Below are 19,333 nucleotides of genomic sequence, written 5' to 3'. Positions count from 1 at the left end.
TAACGTTTTACGACACCGAGCACCTGCCATGTCTATCGACCTCGACGAAATAATAAAAGCCCTGGCGCATCCAGTACGACGAGACATCCTCACCTGGCTGAAAGACCCGAAGGTGCAATTCCCCGAGCAACTGCACAACCACGAATACGGCATCTGCGCCGGGCAGATCGACCAGCGCTGCGGCTTGTCCCAGTCCACCGTGTCGGCGCACCTGGCCACATTGCAACGAGCAGGCCTGATCACCAGCCAGAAGGCCGGGCAGTGGCACTTTTTCCGGCGCAATGAGGAGGTGATCCAAGCCTTCCTCACCGCACTCTTCACCGAACTCAGCGCCCCCGGCGATGCCGAGCTGGCCCCCACGACCAACCGATCAACTTAAGACAAAGGTGCTTTCCCATGACGACTATTTTCGATCCCATCAAACTGGGCGACCTGGAACTGAAAAACCGCATCATCATGGCGCCGCTGACCCGCTGCCGTGCCGACGTCGGCCGCGTACCCAATGCGCTGATGGCCGAGTACTACGTGCAGCGCGCGTCCGCCGGGCTGATCCTCAGCGAAGCCACCTCCGTAACGCCCATGGGCGTGGGCTACCCGGACACGCCGGGCATCTGGTCCAACGACCAGGTTCGCGGCTGGGCCAACGTGACCAAGGCGATCCACGGCGCGGGCGGCAAGATTTTCTTGCAACTGTGGCACGTCGGTCGCATCTCCCATGAGTCGTACCTGAACGGCGAAACCCCGGTGGCGCCGAGCGCGATCCAGCCCAAAGGCCACGTCAGCCTGGTGCGCCCACTGGCCGACTACCCGACCCCGCGCGCCCTGGAAACCGCTGAAATCGCCGACATCGTCGACGCTTACCGCACCGGCGCCGAAAACGCCAAGGCCGCAGGTTTTGACGGCGTGGAAATCCATGGCGCCAACGGCTACCTGCTCGACCAGTTCCTGCAAAGCAGCACCAACCAGCGCACCGACCAGTACGGTGGCTCCCTGGAAAACCGTGCGCGCCTGCTGCTGGAAGTGACCGACGCCGCGATCGAAGTCTGGGGCGCCGGCCGCGTGGGCGTGCACCTGGCACCGCGTGCCGACGCTCACGACATGGGCGACGCCAACCTGGCGGAAACCTTCACCTACGTCGCCAGCGAACTGGGCAAGCGTGGCATCGCCTTTATCTGCGCCCGTGAAAAAGAAGGCGCGGACAGCCTCGGCCCACAATTGAAGAAAGCCTTCGGCGGCGTCTATATCGCCAACGAGCGCTTCACCAAAGACAGCGCCAATGCCTGGCTGGCCGCCGGCAAGGCCGATGCGGTGGCCTTCGGCATACCGTTCATTGCCAACCCGGACCTGCCGGCACGCTTGAAGGCCGATGCACCACTGAACGACGCGCACCCGGAAACTTTCTACGGTAAAGGGCCAGTGGGTTACATCGATTACCCAACGCTGCCGATCTAACTGACTGAAACACAGAACAATGTGGGAGGGGGCTTGCCCCCGATGGCGGCGCTTCAGTCAACACATCAGTGACTGACACACCACTATCGGGGGCAAGCCCCCTCCCACATTTTTGACCGCATGTTTCGTCTTGGAAACATCGCTTCACAGATCCGCAACAAAATCGCTACAAAATACTTAGGGCGCTACCTATCAACCGCCCGCCAGCGCGTATATAAAGTCACCCCTTCAATCAGGCAGAAGGACGATTGACTGTCCTTAGGCTTTACTGTTGACACAACTGGACGTAATTACGCATTTTGTCTCAATTGCGCAGGCTGGGGCTCAGGCGCAGCATGTCCAGCCCGGCGTCCACCCAGCGCTCGGCGTCCTGATGCAGTTGGAAACTGTCGGGCACCAATAGCCACTGGCCGATCAAGCCGTGGATGTAGGCATGAATACACACCGCTGCACGGGTGGTATCGAGATTTTCCGGCAATTGGCCGCGATGCACCGCATTGCGCAACGTCAGGCCGATGCGCAGGTTGCACTCCAGGCTGTGGGCCTGGCGTTGGCGGCGCATGTCGCACATTTCATCGGTGAACTCGCACTTATGGAACAGGATTTCGTTGATGCGCCGGGTTTTCGGGTCCAGGGCCACTTGATGATACAGATGAATCAGCAGCTTGCGCATACACCCCAACGGGTCGATTTCATCCTCGCTTTCACTCGCCCGGGCCAATTCGTCCAAGGGTTCGTGCAGCGTATCGAGCAGTGCCTGCAACAAGTCGGACTTGTTGCTGAAATGCCAGTAAATTGCACCGCGCGTGACGCCGGCCAGGGCGGCGATATCCGCCAGCGTGGTCCGCGCAACGCCACGGTCATAGAAGGCTTGCTCGGCGGCTTGGAGAATCTGGCTGCGCGTTTCCTGAGCTTCCTCTTTGGTGCGACGAACCATGGCAGTAAAACCTCAATCAGAACACTTGGGACTATCGTTAACGCAATGTTAATAGACGCGAACGATCATCTGAATAATTGTGGGACGACACCGTCATGGGCGCCGAACGTACTAAAATCGAGGCTTTGGGGGGTGCTTTGTGTACATTCCGCCCTGCCTGTCAAGAGTTTACAAACAACCATGAACGTAAGTATATTGCGTAGCAAGCTACTTATCTACTCGCAGCTTTGTTTTTACCCTTCCACACTTCTTGTGCGCACTCTGCGCGCCTGACCCGAGGATCTTCATGCAACTTAAGCCAGCTGTTACCGCTCTGGTCACTGCCGTCGCCCTGGCATCGCTGCTCAGCGGATGTAAAAAGGAAGAAGCGGCTCCGCCCGCTCAAACCCCTCAGGTCGGCGTGGTCACCATTCAACCGCAAGCCTTCACCCTGACCACCGAGCTGCCTGGCCGCACCACGGCCTACCGCATTGCGGAAGTACGCCCCCAGGTCAACGGCATCATTCTCAAGCGCCTGTTCAAGGAAGGCGCGGACGTGAAGGAAGGCCAGCAGCTTTATCAGATCGACCCGTCGGTCTATGAAGCGACCCTCAAAAGCGCACAAGCCAACCTGACCCAGACCAAATCCATCACCGACCGCTACAAGCAGCTGGTCGATGAACAGGCCGTCAGCCGTCAGGAATACGACACCGCCGTCGCCAACCGCATGACGGCCGAAGCCAACGTGCAAACCGCCCAGATCAACGTGCGCTACACCAAGGTGTACGCGCCGATCTCCGGGCGTATCGGCCGTTCTTCGGTCACCGAAGGCGCGCTGGTCAGCAACGGCCAGGCCGACTCCATGGCCGTGATCCAGCAACTGGACCCGATCTACGTCGACGTCACCCAGTCCTCGGCAGAAATGCTCAAACTGCGTCGCGACCTGGAAAGCGGTCAGTTGGAAAAAGCCGGCGCCAATGCCGCCAAGGTCAAGCTGACCCTGGAAGATGGCAGTGACTACGGCCAGGAAGGCAAGCTGGAGTTCTCCGAAGTGTCGGTTGACCAGACCACCGGTTCGGTCACCCTGCGCGCCGTGTTCCCCAACCCGGACCACACCCTGCTGCCGGGCATGTTCGTACACGCCCAACTGCAAGCTGGCGTGAACAGCAAAGCCATTCTGGCACCGCAGCAAGGTGTGACGCGCGACCTCAAAGGCACTCCGACGGCGCTTGTCGTCAATGCCGACAACAAGGTCGAGCAGCGTGAACTGGTGGCCAACCGTACCTACGGCGCCTACTGGCTGGTGGAAAAAGGCTTGAACGCCGGTGACCGCGTCATCACCGAAGGCTTGCAGTACGTCAAGCCGGGTGCCGAGGTCAAGGTCAAGGAAGCAGACAACGCCAAGCCTGCCGGTTCCGCCGCTCCTGCTGCCGCTGCTGGCAAAGGGGAGTAATCCATGTCGAAATTTTTTATCGACCGTCCCATTTTCGCCTGGGTAATCGCCCTGGTGATCATGCTGGTCGGGGCACTGTCGATCCTGAAGTTGCCCATCAACCAATACCCGGCCATCGCGCCAACCGCCATCGACATCCAGGTGACCTACCCGGGCGCGTCCGCACAAACCGTGCAAGACACCGTGGTGCAGGTCATCGAGCAACAGCTCAACGGTATCGACAACCTGCGTTACGTTTCCTCGGACAGTAACTCCGACGGCAGCATGACGATCACCGTGACGTTCAACCAGGGTACCAACCCGGACATCGCCCAGGTGCAGGTGCAGAACAAGCTGAACCTGGCGACGCCACTGCTGCCCCAGGAAGTACAGCAGCAGGGTATCCGCGTTACCAAGTCGGTGAAGAACTTCCTGATGGTGATCGGTCTGGTGTCGGAAGACGGCAGCATGACCAAGGACGACTTGTCGAACTACATCGTGTCCAACATCCAGGACCCGATCTCGCGTACCGCGGGTGTCGGTGACTTCCAGGTGTTCGGTTCGCAGTACGCCATGCGCATCTGGCTGGACCCGGCCAAGCTCAACAACTACCAGCTGACGCCGGTCGATGTGAGCACCGCGATCCAGGCGCAGAACGTCCAGGTGGCCACCGGTCAATTGGGCGGCTTGCCTGCCCTGCCCGGCACCCAGCTGAACGCCACGATCATCGGCAAGACCCGCCTGCAGACTGCCGAGCAGTTCGGCAACATCCTCATGAAGGTCAACACCGACGGCTCGCAAGTACGCTTGAAGGACGTCGCCCGCATCGAGCTGGGCGGCCAGACCTACAGCATCAGCGCGCAGTTCAACGGCAACCCGGCTTCCGGCATGGCGATCAAACTGGCCTCCGGCGCCAACGCCCTGGATACCGCCAAGGCCATTCGTGCCACCGTCGCCTCGCTGGAGCCATTCTTCCCGCCAGGCATGAAGGCGGTGGTGCCGTATGACACCACGCCAGTGGTCACCGAATCGATCTCCGGTGTTGTCCACACCCTGGTCGAAGCGATCGTGCTGGTGTTCCTGGTGATGTTCCTGTTCCTGCAGAACTTCCGCGCCACCATCATCACCACCATGACGGTGCCGGTGGTGTTGCTGGGTACCTTCGGGATCCTCGCGGCGTTCGGTTTCACCATTAACACCCTGACCATGTTCGGCATGATCCTGGCCATCGGCTTGCTGGTGGACGACGCCATCGTCGTGGTGGAAAACGTCGAGCGCGTCATGGCCGAGGAGCACCTGTCGCCGAAAGAGGCGACGGTCAAGTCCATGAGCCAGATCCAGGGCGCCCTGGTGGGTATTGCCCTGGTACTGTCGGCGGTACTGCTGCCGATGGCGTTCTTCGGCGGCTCCACCGGTGTGATCTACAAACAGTTCTCCATCACCATCGTTTCGGCCATGGCGTTGTCGGTACTGGTTGCGCTGATCTTCACCCCGGCCCTGTGCGCCACCATGCTCAAGCCGATCGACCCGGAAAAGCACGGTCAACCCAAGCGTGGTTTCTTCGGCTGGTTCAACCGCACCTTCGACCGTGGCGTACTGAGCTACGAGCGCGGCGTGGGCAACATGATCAAGCACAAGATCCCGGCGTTCCTGGTGTACCTGCTGATCTTCGCCGGCATGATCTGGCTGTTCATGCGCATCCCTGCCGCGTTCCTGCCCGATGAAGACCAGGGCGTGATCTTTGCCCAGGTGCAGACCCCGGTCGGCTCCACGGCCGAGCGCACGCAAAAAGTCATCGACGACATGCGCATCTTCCTGCTCAACGACAAGGAAGGCGAGCCAGGCGAAGGCAAAGGCGTGAAGTCGGTATTTACCGTGAACGGCTTCAACTTCGCCGGTCGTGGTCAAAGCTCGGGCCTGGCGTTCGTGATGCTCAAGCCGTGGGATGAGCGTGATGCGTCCACGTCGGTATTCGAAATTGCCAAGCGTGCCCAGGGCTACTTCATGCAGACCTTCCAGGACGCCATGGTATTCGCCATCGTGCCGCCGTCTGTACTGGAACTGGGTAACGCCACCGGTTTCGACGTGTTCCTGCAAGACCAGGGTGGTGTCGGCCATGACAAGCTGATGGCCGCGCGCAACCAGTTCCTGGGCATGGCGGCACAAAGCAAGATCCTGGCCGGCGTACGTCCTAACGGCGTGAACGATGAGCCGCAGTATGAGCTCACCGTCGACGACGAGAAGGCCAGCGCCCAGGGCATTACGCTGTCGAGCATCAACCAGACCCTGGCGATTGCCCTGGGTGGCAGCTACGTCAACGACTTCATTGACCGTGGTCGCGTGAAGAAGGTGTACGTGCAGGGCGAAGCCGCCAGCCGTATGTCGCCGGAAGACCTGAACAAGTGGTACGTGCGCAGCGACTCCGGGAAAATGGTGCCGTTGTCGGCCATCGCCTCGGGCAAGTGGATCTACGGTTCGCCGAAGCTCTCGCGTTATAACGGCGTGGCGGCGATGGAAATCCTCGGCACCCCGGCACCGGGTTACAGCACCGGTGATGCAATGGCTGAAGTCGAGCGTCTGGTCAAGCAACTGCCGGCCGGTATCGGCTATGCCTGGACAGGCCTGTCGTACGAGGAACGCTTGTCCGGCTCCCAGGCGCCGGCGCTGTATGCCCTGTCGCTGCTGGTGGTGTTCCTGTGCCTCGCGGCGCTGTACGAAAGCTGGTCGATCCCGATTGCAGTGGTACTGGTCGTGCCGCTGGGTGTGGTGGGGGCGTTGATCGCCACCAGCATGCGCGGGCTGTCCAACGACGTGTTCTTCCAGGTGGGCCTGCTGGTGACGGTGGGTCTGGCGGCGAAAAACGCCATCCTGATCGTGGAGTTCGCCAAAGAGCTCCACGAACAGGGCAAAGGCATCGTCGAGGCCGCGATCGAAGCGTCCCGCATGCGTCTGCGCCCGATCATCATGACCTCCATGGCGTTCATCCTCGGCGTACTGCCGCTGGCGATCTCCTCGGGCGCAGGTTCAGGCAGCCAGCACGCCATCGGTACCGGCGTTATCGGCGGTATGATCACGGCCACGGTGCTGGCGATCTTCTGGGTGCCATTGTTCTTTGCAACCGTGTCCGCCATTGGCGACCGTAAAAAGACTGAAACCAAGCAAACTCCTAAAGAGGCTGGCCAATGAGCAAGTCGCTACTTTCCTTAGCCGTCACCGCATTCGTGCTCAGTGGCTGCTCGCTGATCCCTGACTACCAGCGCCCCGAAGCGCCGGTAGCAGCGCAGTTCCCGCAGGGGCCGGCGTATTCGTCGGCCCAGGCGCCGGGCCAGGCCGCCGCCGAGCAAGGCTGGAAGCAGTTTTTCCATGACCCTGCCCTGCAACAGCTGATCCAGACTGCGCTGGTGAACAACCGTGACCTGCGCGTCGCGGCCCTGAACATCGACGCCTACGCGGCGCAGTACCAGATCCAGCGTGCCGACCTGTTCCCGGCGGTCTCGGCCACCGGCAGCGGCAGCCGTTCGCGTACTCCGGCGCGCCTGTCGCAGACCGGCGAATCGACCATCGCCAGCCAGTACTCGGCAGGCCTGGGGATCAGTTCCTATGAATTGGACCTGTTCGGCCGCGTACGCAGCCTGAGCGAAGAGGCGCTGCAGAAATACTTCGCCACCGAAGAAGCACGGCGCAGCACCCAGATCAGCCTGGTGGCCAACGTGGCGAATGCCTACCTGACCTGGCAGGCCGACAAGGAACTGCTCAGGCTGACCCAGGACACCCTCGGCGCATTCGAGCAGAGCTACAAGCTCACCTCGCGCAGCAACGAAGTCGGCGTGGCCTCGGCTCTCGACTTGAGCCAGGCGCGCACTTCAGTGGAAAACGCCCGCGTGCAGCTTGCCCGGTATACGCGCCAGGTGGCCCAGGACGAAAACAGCCTGACCCTGCTGCTGGGCACTGGCCTGCCGGCGAATATCGCCAGCAAGCCATTGTCCGACGACCTGCTCAGCGAAGTACCGGCCGGCTTGCCGTCGGACCTGCTGCAACGGCGTCCCGACATCGTCCAGGCCGAGTACAACCTCAAGGCCGCCAACGCCAACATCGGTGCGGCCCGTGCGGCATTCTTCCCAAGCATCAGCCTGACCGCCAGCGCCGGTACCGCCAGCCCGAACCTGGGCGGCCTGTTCAAGGGCGGCTCGGGCACCTGGTCGTTCGCGCCACAGATCAACATCCCGATCTTCAACGCCGGTAGCCTGCGCGCAAGCCTGGACTACTCGAAGATCCAGAAAGAGATCAACGTGGCCAACTACGAGAAGGCCATCCAGACCGGCTTCCAGGAAGTCTCCGACGGCCTCGCCGCGCGTGCGACCTACAAGCAGCAGCTGGATGCACAACGTGGTTTCGTCGCCGCCAACCAGGATTACTACCGCCTGGCCGAGCGTCGCTACCGCATCGGTGTGGACAGCAACCTGACCTTCCTCGACGCCCAGCGCCAACTGTTCAGTGCCCAGCAATCGCTGATCACCGACCGCCTGGCGCAGCTGACCAGCGAGGTCAACCTGTACAAGGCCCTCGGCGGTGGCTGGAACGAGCAGACCGGTAAGAACGAGCCGGTGAAAGAAGACGCGCCGCCGCTCAAGTTGTTCTGATAGCGTCGCTGTAATCAAACCGCCTCCCTTACCGGAGGCGGTTTTTTTATACCCGGTTTTTATTCGACAACTTGCGTTCGATCATCGCCCACAACCCGCTCCCCCCTACTTTCACCGCCCCTGCACCACCGCGCACCATGGCCGCCACCTGCATAACCCCAATAACAACAGGTCCGACACCATGAGCACTTTCCACCCGCGCCGGCTTTTGCTGGCAACCGCTGTCGCCAGTCTTGCCCTGCCTGTCGCCGCCGAAGAACACGGCTTTCTCGAAGACGCCAGCGCCAACCTCAACCTGCGCAATTTTTTCTTCAATCGCAACTACACCAACCCGACCAAAACCCAGGGCGGCGCGCAGGAGTGGACGCAAAGTTTCATCTTCGACGCCAAGTCCGGGTTCACTCAGGGCACGATTGGTTTTGGTGTGGACGTGCTGGGCTTGTACTCGCTCAAGCTCGATGGCGGGCGCGGCACCGGTGGCACTCAGTTATTGCCGCTGGACCACGACGGCCGGCCAGCCGATGAATTCGGGCGCCTGGGCGTGGCGTTCAAGGCACGCTTTTCCAAGACTGAAGTGAAAGTCGGCGAATGGATGCCGGTGCTGCCGATCCTGCGCGCGGACGATGGCCGCTCACTGCCGCAAACCCTGCGTGGCGGGCAGATCACCTCCAAGGAAATCGATGGCCTGACCCTGTACGGCGGCCAGTTCCGTGCCAACAGCCCCCGGGACGACAGCAGCATGCGCGACATGTCGATGACCGGCAAAACCGCGTTCACGTCCGACCGCTTCAATTTCCAGGGCGCCGAATACGCCTTCAACGACAAGCGCACCCAAGTCGGGGTATGGAATGCCCAGCTCAAGGACATCTACCGCCAGCAATTTCTCAACCTGATCCACAGCCAGCCCGTGGGCGACTGGACCCTGGGCGCCAACCTTGGGTTCTTCTATGGCAAGGACGACGGCAGCGCCCGCGCCGGCAGCCTGGACAACAAGACCTGGTCTGGCCTGCTATCGGCCCGCCACGGTGGCAACACCTTCTACGTCGGCTTGCAAAAACTGACCGGCGACAACGCCTGGATGCGGGTCAACGGCACCAGTGGCGGCACCCTGGCCAACGACAGCTATAACTCCAGCTACGACAACGCCCAGGAGAAATCCTGGCAAGTGCGCCACGACTACAACTTCGTTGCCCTTGGCGTGCCGGGCCTGACCCTGATGAACCGCTATATCAGTGGCAGCAATGTGCACACCGGCGCGGTGACCGACGGCAAGGAATGGGGGCGCGAAAGCGAATTGGGCTACACCGTGCAAAGCGGCAGCCTGAAAAACCTGACCCTGCGCTGGCGCAACTCCAGCATGCGGCGTGACTACAGCAACAATGAGTTCGATGAAAACCGGTTGATCGTCAGCTACCCGATAAGTCTGCTGTAAACCGGCATCGCAGTTACTGTATCGTGCGCGCCTGCCGCTGCTGATCGACCCAGCAGCGGTCTTTTATTCGGGCCTGCGCACAGCATGAAAACCTTCGCTACAGCACTCGCCGTGTTTGCCCTGGCCCTGAGCCTGGGCGGCTGTATCGGCTCGCCCATCGCCCTGACGCCGCAGACCGAGCAGCGCCTGCAAACCCAGGCGCCGATCCGTTTTCTGCTGACCTTCGATGACGGCCCAAGCGCCTCGGGATACAACAACCCGAGCCGTTCGGTGGTGGCCGACCTGGCCAATAACCCGGTGCTGCCGGGGATCAAGGCGGTGTTTTTCCTGCAGACCGAAGCCGCCCGTTCAGGGGGCAGCGCGCGCGGGCGCAAGACCATGGAGCGCGAGTACGCCGCCGGCCATGTCCTGGCCTTCCACACCGCGACGGCATTTCATACCAATCATCGCTGGCTCAATGACGCCGAGCTGGAACGCACCCTCACCGAAGGCGCCGCGCACATTGCCGGCATTACCGGCACACCGCCACTGCTGGTGCGACCACCGTTCTGGAACTACGACCGCCGCACCTTCGCCGCCTATCAGCGCCACGGCATGCAGGTATTGCTGACCGACCTGAGTGCTAATGACGGCAAAATCTGGGGCTTCAACGCCAGCCCCCGCCGCCGCGCCAACCTGTACCGGCAGCTGTCCATGGTGCGTGAGCGCATCGCGCTGGGTGAGTTGCCGTCGGTAGACGGCGTGATACCCGTGGTGGTGACCTTCCACGACATCAACCGCTACACCGCACGGCATATGCAGGAATACCTGCAGATCCTGATGGACAGCGCACGCATCAACGGCCTGAAGACCGCTGCCGAGCCGTTCTACACCGACCGTGCAGCGCTGCAACGCGCGGCCCTGGCGCGGACGGTCAAGGATGTAAACGAACCGGTGCACCTGCCGGGGGTGTGGAATTGGGTGTGGGATGCCGATTCCAACTGATCTCAACAGACTGCAGAGATCAAAAATGTGGGAGGGGGCAAGCCCCCTCCCACATTTGTCTGTATTCCAGAGTCAGGTCTTGCGGGACTCGACGCCCAGCTCATCCCACACCGACTCGGCCAGGTGGAACGTTGCATTCGCTGCCGGTATGCCGCAGTAGATCGCGCTTTGCATCAGCACTTCCTTGATTTCGGCGCGGGTCACGCCGTTGCTGGCGGCGGCGCGCAAATGCAGCTTCAGCTCGTCGGTGCGGTTCATGCCGATCAGCATGGCGATGGTGATCAGGCTGCGGGTGTGCCGTGGCAAGCCAGGGCGGGTCCAGATGTCGCCCCAGGCATGGCGGGTGATCATTTCCTGGAACTCACTGTTGAATTCGGTCAGCGCGTTGAGGCTGCGCTCGACATGGGCGTCCCCCAGCACTTCGCGGCGCACCTGCAAACCTTCGGCATAACGTTGTTTCTCGTCCACGAAAAAGCTCCTCAACGGCCCAGCAGAAATTCAATCACGCGGTCGCTGAAGGCAGCGCCGGCCTGGACATTGGACAGGTGCGCCGCATAGAACTCGGCGTATTCGGCCCCCTGTACGTGGTTCTGGATAAAGTGGCTGCCGGCGGGCGGTGTCACCGCGTCTTCAGTGCCGGCAATCGCCAGGGTCGGGGCCTTGATCGACGCCAGCTGTTCACGGAAATCCGCATCACGCACCGCCGCGCAGTTGGCGGCATAACCCTCGGGCGAGGTGGCCGCGAGCATGTCGGTGATCTGCTTGGCCTGGTGAGGGTGGGCGGCGGCAAAATCGGCGGTGAACCAGCGCGCAATCGAGGCATCGCGCAGCGCGACCATCGCCGCCGCGCCATCGCGCAACACCATTTCAATACGTGGGTTCCACACATCCAGCGTGCCGATCTTGGCGGCGGTGTTGCACACCACCAGGCGATTAAGCCGCTTCCCTGCGTTGATGCCCAGCCACTGGCCGATCAGCCCGCCCATGGACAGCCCGCAAAAATGCGCGCGTTGAATATCCAGCGCATCCAGCAGCGCGAGTACATCGTGGCCCAGTTGTTCGATGCTGTAAGGCCCCTCGGTCACCAGCGACCGGCCATGGCCGCGGGTATCGAAGCGCAGTACCCGAAAGTGTTCGGTGAATGCCGGGATCTGGATGTCCCACATATGCAGGTCGGTGCCCAGGGAGTTGGACAGCACCAGTACCGGTGCATCGGCGGGCCCATCGAGTTGGTAATGCAGTTCGCCCTCGGCGAGTTGTACGAAAGCCACAGCGGTCTCCTTACGCGGTCAATGCAAAGTGTTCGGTCACGGCGCGACTGACCCAGGTACGGGCCTGGCCGAGATAGTTGGCCGGATCGAGCAAGCGATCCAGTTCGGCCGATGACAACTCGGCGGTGATCTGCGGCTCATCCGCCAGCACGGCACGTAAATGCCGCTGCTGGGCGACGGCGCGTTTGCAGCATTGCTCCAGCAGGTGATGCGCCGTCTCACGGCCCAGACGTTGGGCCAGCACGATGCTCACGGCTTCGGCCAGCACCAGGCCTTGGGTCAGGTCGAGGTTGCGGGCCATACGCTCGGCGTCCACCTCCAAGCCTTCGCTGACCAACAGCGCCTGCTTCAGCGCGCCGGACACCAGTCGGCAGATCTCGGGCAAGGTTTCCCATTCGGCATGCCACAGCCCCAGGCTGCGTTCGTGCTCCTGGGGCATGGCGCTGAACAGCGTCGCCACCAGGCCGGGAACGCGGGTCGCGGCGCTGATCAGCACGGCGGCGCCCACCGGGTTGCGCTTGTGGGGCATGGTCGACGAACCGCCCTTGCCCGGCGCCGAGGGCTCGAACACTTCCGCCGCTTCGGTTTGCATCAACAGGCTGACGTCACGGCCCAGCTTGCCGAGGCTGCCGGCGATCAGGCCAAGCACGCTGGCCAACTCCACCAGGCGATCTCGTTGCGTGTGCCAGGGCTGATCAGGCAGGGCCAGTTGCAACTCCGCGGCCAAGGCCTGCGCCACCGGCATGGCCTGCTCGCCGAGCGCGGCCAGGGTGCCCGACGCGCCGCCAAACTGCAGCACCAGCAAACGCGGTTTCAACTCCGCCAGCCGCTGACGACTGCGCGTCACCGCGCCCAGCCAGCCGGCGATTTTCATGCCCAGGGTGACGGGCGTGGCATGTTGCAGCCAGGTGCGGCCAGCCATAGGCGTCGACGCATGCCGCTGCGCCTGGGCGGCCAGCACATCACCCAGGCGCGCCAGGTCCGTTTCGATCAACGCCAGCGCGTCGCGCAGTTGCAAGACCAGTCCGGTGTCCATCACATCCTGGCTGGTGGCGCCCAGGTGCACATAGCGCTCGGCCCCTGCATCTTCAGCGGCAATCAACTTGCCCAGCGCCTTGACCAACGGAATGGCAGAGTTGCCCGCAGTGGCAATCGCCACGCTGAGCGCATCCACGTCATACAGCGAGGCCAGGCAAGCCTGGGCAATCGGGGCCACGGCGGCCTGCGGGATCAATCCGACCTGGGCCTCGGCCCGGGCCAGCGCGGCCTCGAAATCCAGCATGCCCTGCAAGCGGCCCTGGTCGCAGAACACTTCGGCCATGCTGTCAGCGGTGAAGTAAGCGTCGAACAGTTGGTTGCTCGTGCGCAGCGTCATAACTCATCCCTTACAAATCATGGTGCAAGTAAGCGGCCTGCTTGGGCAGGCGCAAGCTGAACAGGAACGCCACGGCCATCATCGCGGTGACATACCAGTAGAACGTGTTCTCCATACCGATGGACTTCAGGCTCAACGCGACGACTTCGGCCGAACCACCGAACACCGCGTTGGCCACGGCATACGCCAGGCCTACTCCTAAGGCCCGCACCTGAGGTGGGAACATCTCCGCTTTGACCAGGCCGCTGATGGAGGTGTAGAAGCTGACGATCGCCAGGGCCAGGGTGATCAAGACAAAGGCCAGGAACGGGCTGGTGACGGTTTTCAGGGTCAGCAGGATCGGCACCGTGAACAGCGTGCCGAGGCCGGCGAACCAGAGCATGGAATTGCGCCGGCCGATCTTGTCGGCCAGCATGCCGAACAGCGGCTGCATGCACATGTAGAGAAACAGCGCGCCGGTCATGATGTAGCTGGACGTCTTGGCGTGCATCCCCACGGTGTTCACCAGGTACTTCTGCATGTAGGTGGTGAAGGTGTAGAAAATCAGTGAGCCGCCGGCGGTATAGCCCAGCACGGTAATGAAGGCTTTGCCGTGATCACGGAACAGCGCGACGATGCTGCCGGCGTCCTTGTCTTCGCGCATTTCCTTGCTGGTGGTTTCCTTGAGGGTGCGGCGCAGCAGCAGGGAGATCACCGCCGCAATGGCGCCGATCACGAACGGAATCCGCCAGCCCCAGGCGCGCAATTCTTCTTCGGTGAGGATCTGTTGCAGGATCACCACCACCAACACCGCCAGCAGTTGCCCGCCGATCAGGGTCACGTACTGGAACGAGGCGAAGAAGCCGCGCTGGCCCTTGAGCGCCACTTCGCTCATGTAGGTGGCGGTGGTGCCGTATTCGCCACCCACCGACAAGCCCTGGAACAGCCGCGCCACCAACAGCAGCGCCGGCGCCCAGGCACCGATGTCTTTGTAAGTGGGCAAAAAGGCGATGACCAGGGAACCGGCGCACATCATCAGCACCGAGATCATCATTGAATTCTTGCGGCCATGCTTGTCGGCCACCCGACCAAACAGCCAGCCGCCGATGGGGCGCATCAGGAACCCGGCAGCGAACACCCCAGCGGTGTTGAGCAGCTGCACGGTGGGGTCATCCGATGGAAAAAACGCCGGGGCAAAATAGATGGCGCAGAAGGCATAGACGTAGAAGTCGAACCATTCGACCAGGTTGCCGGAGGAAGCACCGACAATCGCAAAAATCCGTTTGCTGCGTTCTTCTCCGGTGTAGTGACTCGTTGTTGTTGTCATGTTTTTTCACTCAGTGGGAACGGTTATAGCCTAGACATACTTTGCAACAACCATGTTCCGCAAGCAGACTTTTGGATCGGGGTTGCCTGGAAGGGCCCTATCGGGGGCAAGCCCCCTCCCACACTTGATAGGCGGCGCGATCAAAATGTGGGAGGGGGCTTGCCCCCGATGAGGCCCTGACAAGCGACTCAGTAATCGAAGAACACCGTTTCCTTATCTGTCCCTTGCAAAATCACATTCCACTGATACACACCCGCCGCATCCGGCTTCGCAATCAAGGTGTCGCGACGCTCCGCCGGCACACAGCCCAGCAATGCGTCATCGCCATTCAACGCTTCACCGTCAAAATAAATCCGCGTCAGCAGGTGCTTGACCAGCCCGCGCGCAAACACCAGCACCACCAGATGCGGCGCCTGGGTCGTGCCCCCAAGCCCCGGCACGCTGCCCGGCTTGATCGTGGTAAAGCGAAAACGCCCTTCAGCATCCACCGGCACGCGGCCAAAGCCTTCGAAGTTTGGGTCTACCGCCTTGTCCTGCTCGTCTTCCGGGTGGTCGTACTTGCCGGCGGCGTTCGCCTGCCACACCTCGAGCATGGCGTCGTTGACCACATCACCGTTGCCGTCCAGCACTTGCCCAGTGATCGCCACGCGTTCGCCGAGGGTGGCGGCGACGGTCAGGTCTTCGCGGTTCAGCCAGGTCAGGCCGATGTGGTAATACGGCCCGACGGTGTGGGACGTGGTTGCGTAAAGGCTCATCTCATTTCTCCATCGGCGTGGCGTCGCGGCCGCGCAGGACGATGTCCCAGCGGTAGCCGAGGGCATAGGAAGGAATGGTTTTTTCCAGGTCGAAGCTGGCGATCAGGCGTTGCTTGGCGCTGGTGTCCGGCACGCAGTTGTAGATCGGGTCGTATTCGAGCAGCGGGTCGCCGGGGAAGTACATTTGCGTGACCAGCCGCGTCAGCACACTCGGGCCGAACAGCGAAAAGTGGATATGCGCCGGGCGCCAGGCGTTGTGGTGATTGCCCCACGGGTAGGCGCCGGGCTTGATGGTCTGAAACTGGTACCAGCCCTCGGCGTCGGTGACGGTGCGCCCGGTACCGGTGAAGTTCGGGTCCAGCGGCGCGTCATGCAGGTCGCGCTTGTGGTTGTAGCGACCGGCGGCGTTGGCCTGCCAGATCTCCACCAGGATGCCGGGCACCGGCAGGCCGTTTTCGTCCAGTACGCGCCCGTGAATGATGATGCGTTCGCCCTGGGGCTCGCCTTCATGCTGGGCGGTGAGGTCGTTGTCCTTGGCGTTGATCCGCTCGGCTCCGATGGTCGGGCCGGTGATTTCCGACAAGGAATGGGGCAGGAACACCAACGGCTGGGACGGCGAGCGCAAGTTCGTCGACTGGTAGGCCGGGTGCAGGTAATCAGGTTGAGTGCCCGCTTGCGGGCGCCGGTAACCGGGCTTGTCACTCATGAAACAATCCTCTTTTTATCAGATGCGTTCAATGGCCAAGGCCAGGCCTTGGCCAACGCCTACACACATGGTCGCCAGGCCTTTGCGCCCGCCGGTTTTTTCCAGCTGATGCAGGGCGGTCAGTACCAGCCGCGCACCGCTCATGCCCAGCGGATGGCCCAGGGCGATGGCGCCACCGTTGGGGTTGACCTGGGGCGCATCGTCGGCCAGGCCCAGCTCGCGCAGCACCGCCAGGCCTTGGCTGGCGAACGCTTCGTTGAGTTCGATCACGTCAAAATCAGTAACTGCCAGGCCTAAGCGCTCCACCAGCTTGCGCACCGCCGGCACCGGGCCGATCCCCATCACACGCGGCGCGACACCGGCACTGGCCATGCCCAATACCCGCGCGCGGGCGGTGAGGCCGTGTTGCTTCACGGCTTCGCCAGAGGCAAGGATCAGCGCAGCAGCACCGTCGTTGACCCCCGAGGCATTGCCGGCGGTAACGGTCTTGTCCGGACCGTTCACCGGTTTTAGATTGGCCAGTGCTTCCAGGGTGGTGTCCCGGGGATGCTCGTCCTGCTCCACCAGGATCTCGCCTTTTTTATGCGCGACCCGCACCGGCACGATTTCTTCGGCGAAGAAGCCGGAGGCCTGGGCAGCAGCGGTGCGTTGCTGGCTGCGCAGGGCAAACGCGTCTTGGTCGGCGCGGGAGATGGCGTAGTCGTCGGCGACGTTATCGGCGGTCTGCGGCATCGCGTCCACGCCATACTGGGCTTTCATCAACGGGTTGATAAAGCGCCAGCCAATGGTGGTGTCTTCGAGCTTCATGTTGCGCGAAAACGCGGCATCGGCCTTGCCCATCACGAACGGCGCACGGGACATCGACTCGACGCCACCGGCAATCGCCAACTCCATTTCGCCGCTGGCAATCGCGCGAAAGGCCGTGCCGATAGCATCCATACCCGAAGCGCACAGGCGGTTGAGGGTCACGCCGGGAACGCTTTCCGGCAGGCCCGCCAGCAGCAGCGCCATGCGCGCCACGTTGCGGTTGTCTTCGCCGGCCTGGTTGGCGCAGCCAAGGAACACTTCATCAACCGCGTTCCAATCCACCGTCGGGTTGCGCTCCATCAGTGCCTTGATCGGCAACGCGGCGAGGTCATCGGCGCGCACCGTGGACAGGCCACCGCCGAAACGGCCGATGGGCGTTCGAATGGCATCACAGATAAACACATCGCGCATCAGGCTTCTCCGGGTGCTTGGCCGTGGGCGGCTGCGGTGCGTGCCTCAAGGTCACGCAGGGCGTTGAGCTCAACCTCGGTCGGTTCGGCGGTGATCTCGACCTGGTCGGCAAAGCGGATTGCCCAACCGGTCGCCGCTATTACCTGCTCACGGGTCACGCCGGGGTGCAACGCGGTGACCACGAACTCATGGGTGCCCTCCTCCGGCTCCATGATGCACAGGTCGGTGATGATGCCGACGGGACCGGCGCCCGGCAGACCCAGGCGCTTACGCGAATCGCCGCCTTCGCCGTGGCCGACCGAGGTGATGAAATCCAGCTTGTCGACAAACGAACGGGACGACTGTTTAAGGATGATCAACACGCTCTTGGCGGACCCTGCGATCTCCGGCGCGCCGCCGGCACCCGGCAAACGTACCTTGGGCTGGTGATAGTCGCCGACCACGGTGGTGTTGATGTTGCCGAAGCGGTCCACTTGCGCCGCGCCGAGAAAGCCGACGTCGATGCGTCCACCTTGCAGCCAGTAACGGAAGATCTCGCCGGTGGGCACCACGGTATCGGCGGTTTCCGCCAACTCACCGTCACCAATGGACAGCGGCAGCACCGATGGCTTGGCGCCAATCGGGCCGGACTCGTAGATCAGCACCACGTCAGGCGACGAGGTCAGGCGCGCCAGGTTGGCCGCCTTGGACGGCAGGCCGATGCCGACGAAGCACACCGAGCCATTCTTGAGGCGGCGCGCGGCGGCGACGGTCATCATTTCATTGGTGGAGTAAGCCATTACTTGGCCTCCTGCGCGGCGGCCAGCTTGGCCTGGAATTCACGGAAGTCGGCGGTGCCATGGATGTATTCGTCGATCCAGGCGGTAAACGTCTCACGGTCGCGGGCGATTGGGTCCCACGCCTGGTAGAAACGGTTGTCACGTTCGTTATAGCCATGGGCGTAGGACGGGTGCGCACCACCGGGCACATGGCACACTGCAGTCAAGGCCCAGGTCGGCAGCACACAACTGTTCATGGGCGCCTTCAGGTCATCGACGATTTCCTCGACGGTGACGATGCAGCGCTGAGCCGCCAGGGCCGCCTCCTTCTGCACCCCGAGAATGCCCCAGAGCAGCACGTTGCCCTTGCGGTCGGCCTTCTGCGCATGGATCACCGTGACATCCGGGCGTACCGACGGTACGGCTGCCAACACCTCACCCGTGAACGGGCAGGTGACGGTCTTGATCAGCGGGTTGACCTTGGGCAAGTCGGAACCGGCGTAGGCACGCAGCACCGCAAACGGCAGGCCAGAGGCGCCGGCGACGTAGGCATTGGCCAGGTCGGCATGGCTGTGTTCTTCGATCTCCAGCGGCTGCGGCCAGTGTTTTTCCACGGCGTCGCGCAGGCGATGCAAGGAGCCCACGCCAGGGTTGCCGCCCCAGGAGAAAATCAACTTGCGCGCACAGCCGGCACCGATCAACTGGTCGTAGATCAGGTCAGGCGTCATGCGCACCAGCGTCAGGTCTTTCTTGCCCTGACGAATGATTTCATGACCTGCGGCCGTAGGGATCAGGTGAGTAAAGCCTTCGAGGGCGACGGTATCGCCGTCGTTCACGAAGCGCTTGACCGCATCACGCAGGGTGAGAATTTCCGCCATGGGGTTGAGCTCCCGATGTTGATCGAAAAGGCGCGGAGGTGGCGCCGAAGTGCTTGAAGGTTAAGCTGGGGAAATGGGCCGAACAATCCGATAATCGACTCAGCGTTCGATTATCGAACGGATTGTTGCGTACCTAACCTTCTAAGCGAATACAATTCAAATGTGGGAGGGGGCTTGCCCCGATGGCGGTATATCAGTCACAAATTACTC

General features: G+C 62.2%; 17 protein-coding genes. 7 read left to right on the top strand and 10 right to left on the bottom strand.

The window, feature by feature from the left end; all coding sequences use genetic code 11:
- Positions 1 to 28: 28 nt before the first annotated feature.
- Both C4J94_RS07160 and C4J94_RS07155 read left to right on the top strand, forming a co-directional pair.
- Positions 29 to 379, top strand: a complete 351-nt coding sequence (locus C4J94_RS07160; protein ID WP_124385526.1) for a helix-turn-helix transcriptional regulator — start codon at positions 29 to 31, stop codon at positions 377 to 379.
- A 17-nt stretch (positions 380 to 396) separates the two neighbouring features.
- The gene (locus tag C4J94_RS07155) at positions 397 to 1,452 is read left to right on the top strand and encodes an alkene reductase (RefSeq protein WP_124385525.1); all 1,056 of its coding nucleotides are present in this window, start codon (positions 397 to 399) and stop codon (positions 1,450 to 1,452) included.
- A 304-nt stretch (positions 1,453 to 1,756) separates the two neighbouring features.
- Here the strand turns inward: C4J94_RS07155 and C4J94_RS07150 are convergent, their stop codons facing one another.
- Positions 1,757 to 2,389 (bottom strand): TetR family transcriptional regulator, encoded by a 633-nt coding sequence (locus C4J94_RS07150; RefSeq protein ID WP_124385524.1) that lies wholly within the window; start codon positions 2,387 to 2,389, stop codon positions 1,757 to 1,759.
- 286 nt (positions 2,390 to 2,675) lie between these two features.
- On the opposite strand from C4J94_RS07150, the gene C4J94_RS07145 reads away from it, so the two are divergent.
- The 5 genes from C4J94_RS07145 (at position 2,676) to C4J94_RS07125 (ending at position 10,856) form a co-directional block, all read left to right on the top strand.
- Complete coding sequence (locus C4J94_RS07145; protein ID WP_124385523.1) at positions 2,676 to 3,821, top strand: efflux RND transporter periplasmic adaptor subunit; 1,146 nt, start codon at positions 2,676 to 2,678, stop codon at positions 3,819 to 3,821.
- Between the two features lie 3 nt (positions 3,822 to 3,824).
- A complete protein-coding gene (locus tag C4J94_RS07140) occupies positions 3,825 to 6,986 on the top strand; it encodes an efflux RND transporter permease subunit (RefSeq protein ID WP_124385522.1) in 3,162 nt (1,053 codons plus the stop codon).
- Positions 6,983 to 8,440, top strand: a complete 1,458-nt coding sequence (gene adeC, locus C4J94_RS07135; RefSeq protein WP_124385521.1) for an AdeC/AdeK/OprM family multidrug efflux complex outer membrane factor — start codon at positions 6,983 to 6,985, stop codon at positions 8,438 to 8,440. Before C4J94_RS07140 ends, adeC begins: the two co-directional genes overlap by 4 nt.
- Before the next feature lie 181 nt (positions 8,441 to 8,621).
- Positions 8,622 to 9,872, top strand: a complete 1,251-nt coding sequence (locus C4J94_RS07130) for an OprD family porin (RefSeq protein WP_124385520.1) — start codon at positions 8,622 to 8,624, stop codon at positions 9,870 to 9,872.
- A gap of 84 nt (positions 9,873 to 9,956) precedes the next feature.
- Complete coding sequence (locus C4J94_RS07125; RefSeq protein ID WP_124385519.1) at positions 9,957 to 10,856, top strand: polysaccharide deacetylase family protein; 900 nt, start codon at positions 9,957 to 9,959, stop codon at positions 10,854 to 10,856.
- Between the two features lie 72 nt (positions 10,857 to 10,928).
- Here the strand turns inward: C4J94_RS07125 and pcaC are convergent, their stop codons facing one another.
- From pcaC to C4J94_RS07080, 9 genes are all read right to left on the bottom strand, one after another.
- A complete protein-coding gene (gene pcaC, locus C4J94_RS07120; RefSeq protein ID WP_124385518.1) occupies positions 10,929 to 11,324 on the bottom strand; it encodes a 4-carboxymuconolactone decarboxylase in 396 nt (131 codons plus the stop codon).
- Between the two features lie 11 nt (positions 11,325 to 11,335).
- Entirely contained in the window at positions 11,336 to 12,127 is a 792-nt protein-coding gene (gene pcaD, locus C4J94_RS07115) for a 3-oxoadipate enol-lactonase (protein ID WP_124385517.1), read from the bottom strand.
- A 10-nt stretch (positions 12,128 to 12,137) separates the two neighbouring features.
- Positions 12,138 to 13,502 carry a 3-carboxy-cis,cis-muconate cycloisomerase gene (locus C4J94_RS07110; protein WP_124385516.1) on the bottom strand — a complete coding sequence of 455 codons (1,365 nt, stop codon included), beginning with the start codon at positions 13,500 to 13,502 and terminating at the stop codon, positions 12,138 to 12,140.
- A gap of 10 nt (positions 13,503 to 13,512) precedes the next feature.
- Entirely contained in the window at positions 13,513 to 14,808 is a 1,296-nt protein-coding gene (locus C4J94_RS07105; protein ID WP_124385515.1) for an MFS family transporter, read from the bottom strand.
- A 188-nt stretch (positions 14,809 to 14,996) separates the two neighbouring features.
- Complete coding sequence (pcaG, locus tag C4J94_RS07100; protein ID WP_124385514.1) at positions 14,997 to 15,563, bottom strand: protocatechuate 3,4-dioxygenase subunit alpha; 567 nt, start codon at positions 15,561 to 15,563, stop codon at positions 14,997 to 14,999.
- Between the two features lies 1 nt (position 15,564).
- Positions 15,565 to 16,269, bottom strand: coding sequence for a protocatechuate 3,4-dioxygenase subunit beta (gene pcaH, locus C4J94_RS07095; protein ID WP_124385513.1), 705 nt, complete (start codon positions 16,267 to 16,269; stop codon positions 15,565 to 15,567).
- An 18-nt stretch (positions 16,270 to 16,287) separates the two neighbouring features.
- On the bottom strand, positions 16,288 to 17,490 hold the full coding sequence (gene pcaF / locus C4J94_RS07090; protein WP_177413477.1) for a 3-oxoadipyl-CoA thiolase: 1,203 nt from the start codon (positions 17,488 to 17,490) through the stop codon (positions 16,288 to 16,290).
- The gene (locus tag C4J94_RS07085) at positions 17,487 to 18,266 is read right to left on the bottom strand and encodes a CoA-transferase subunit beta (RefSeq protein ID WP_124385511.1); all 780 of its coding nucleotides are present in this window, start codon (positions 18,264 to 18,266) and stop codon (positions 17,487 to 17,489) included. The genes pcaF and C4J94_RS07085 overlap by 4 nt, the downstream gene beginning before the upstream one ends.
- A complete protein-coding gene (locus C4J94_RS07080) occupies positions 18,266 to 19,123 on the bottom strand; it encodes a CoA transferase subunit A (RefSeq protein ID WP_124385510.1) in 858 nt (285 codons plus the stop codon). Before C4J94_RS07080 ends, C4J94_RS07085 begins: the two co-directional genes overlap by 1 nt.
- Positions 19,124 to 19,333: the final 210 nt, after the last annotated feature.

The organism is Pseudomonas sp. R5-89-07 (assembly GCF_003851685.1).
GTDB lineage: Bacteria > Pseudomonadota > Gammaproteobacteria > Pseudomonadales > Pseudomonadaceae > Aquipseudomonas.
The sequence above is the reverse complement of the archived record's forward strand: the minus strand, read 5'-3'. Positions and strand labels throughout refer to the sequence as shown.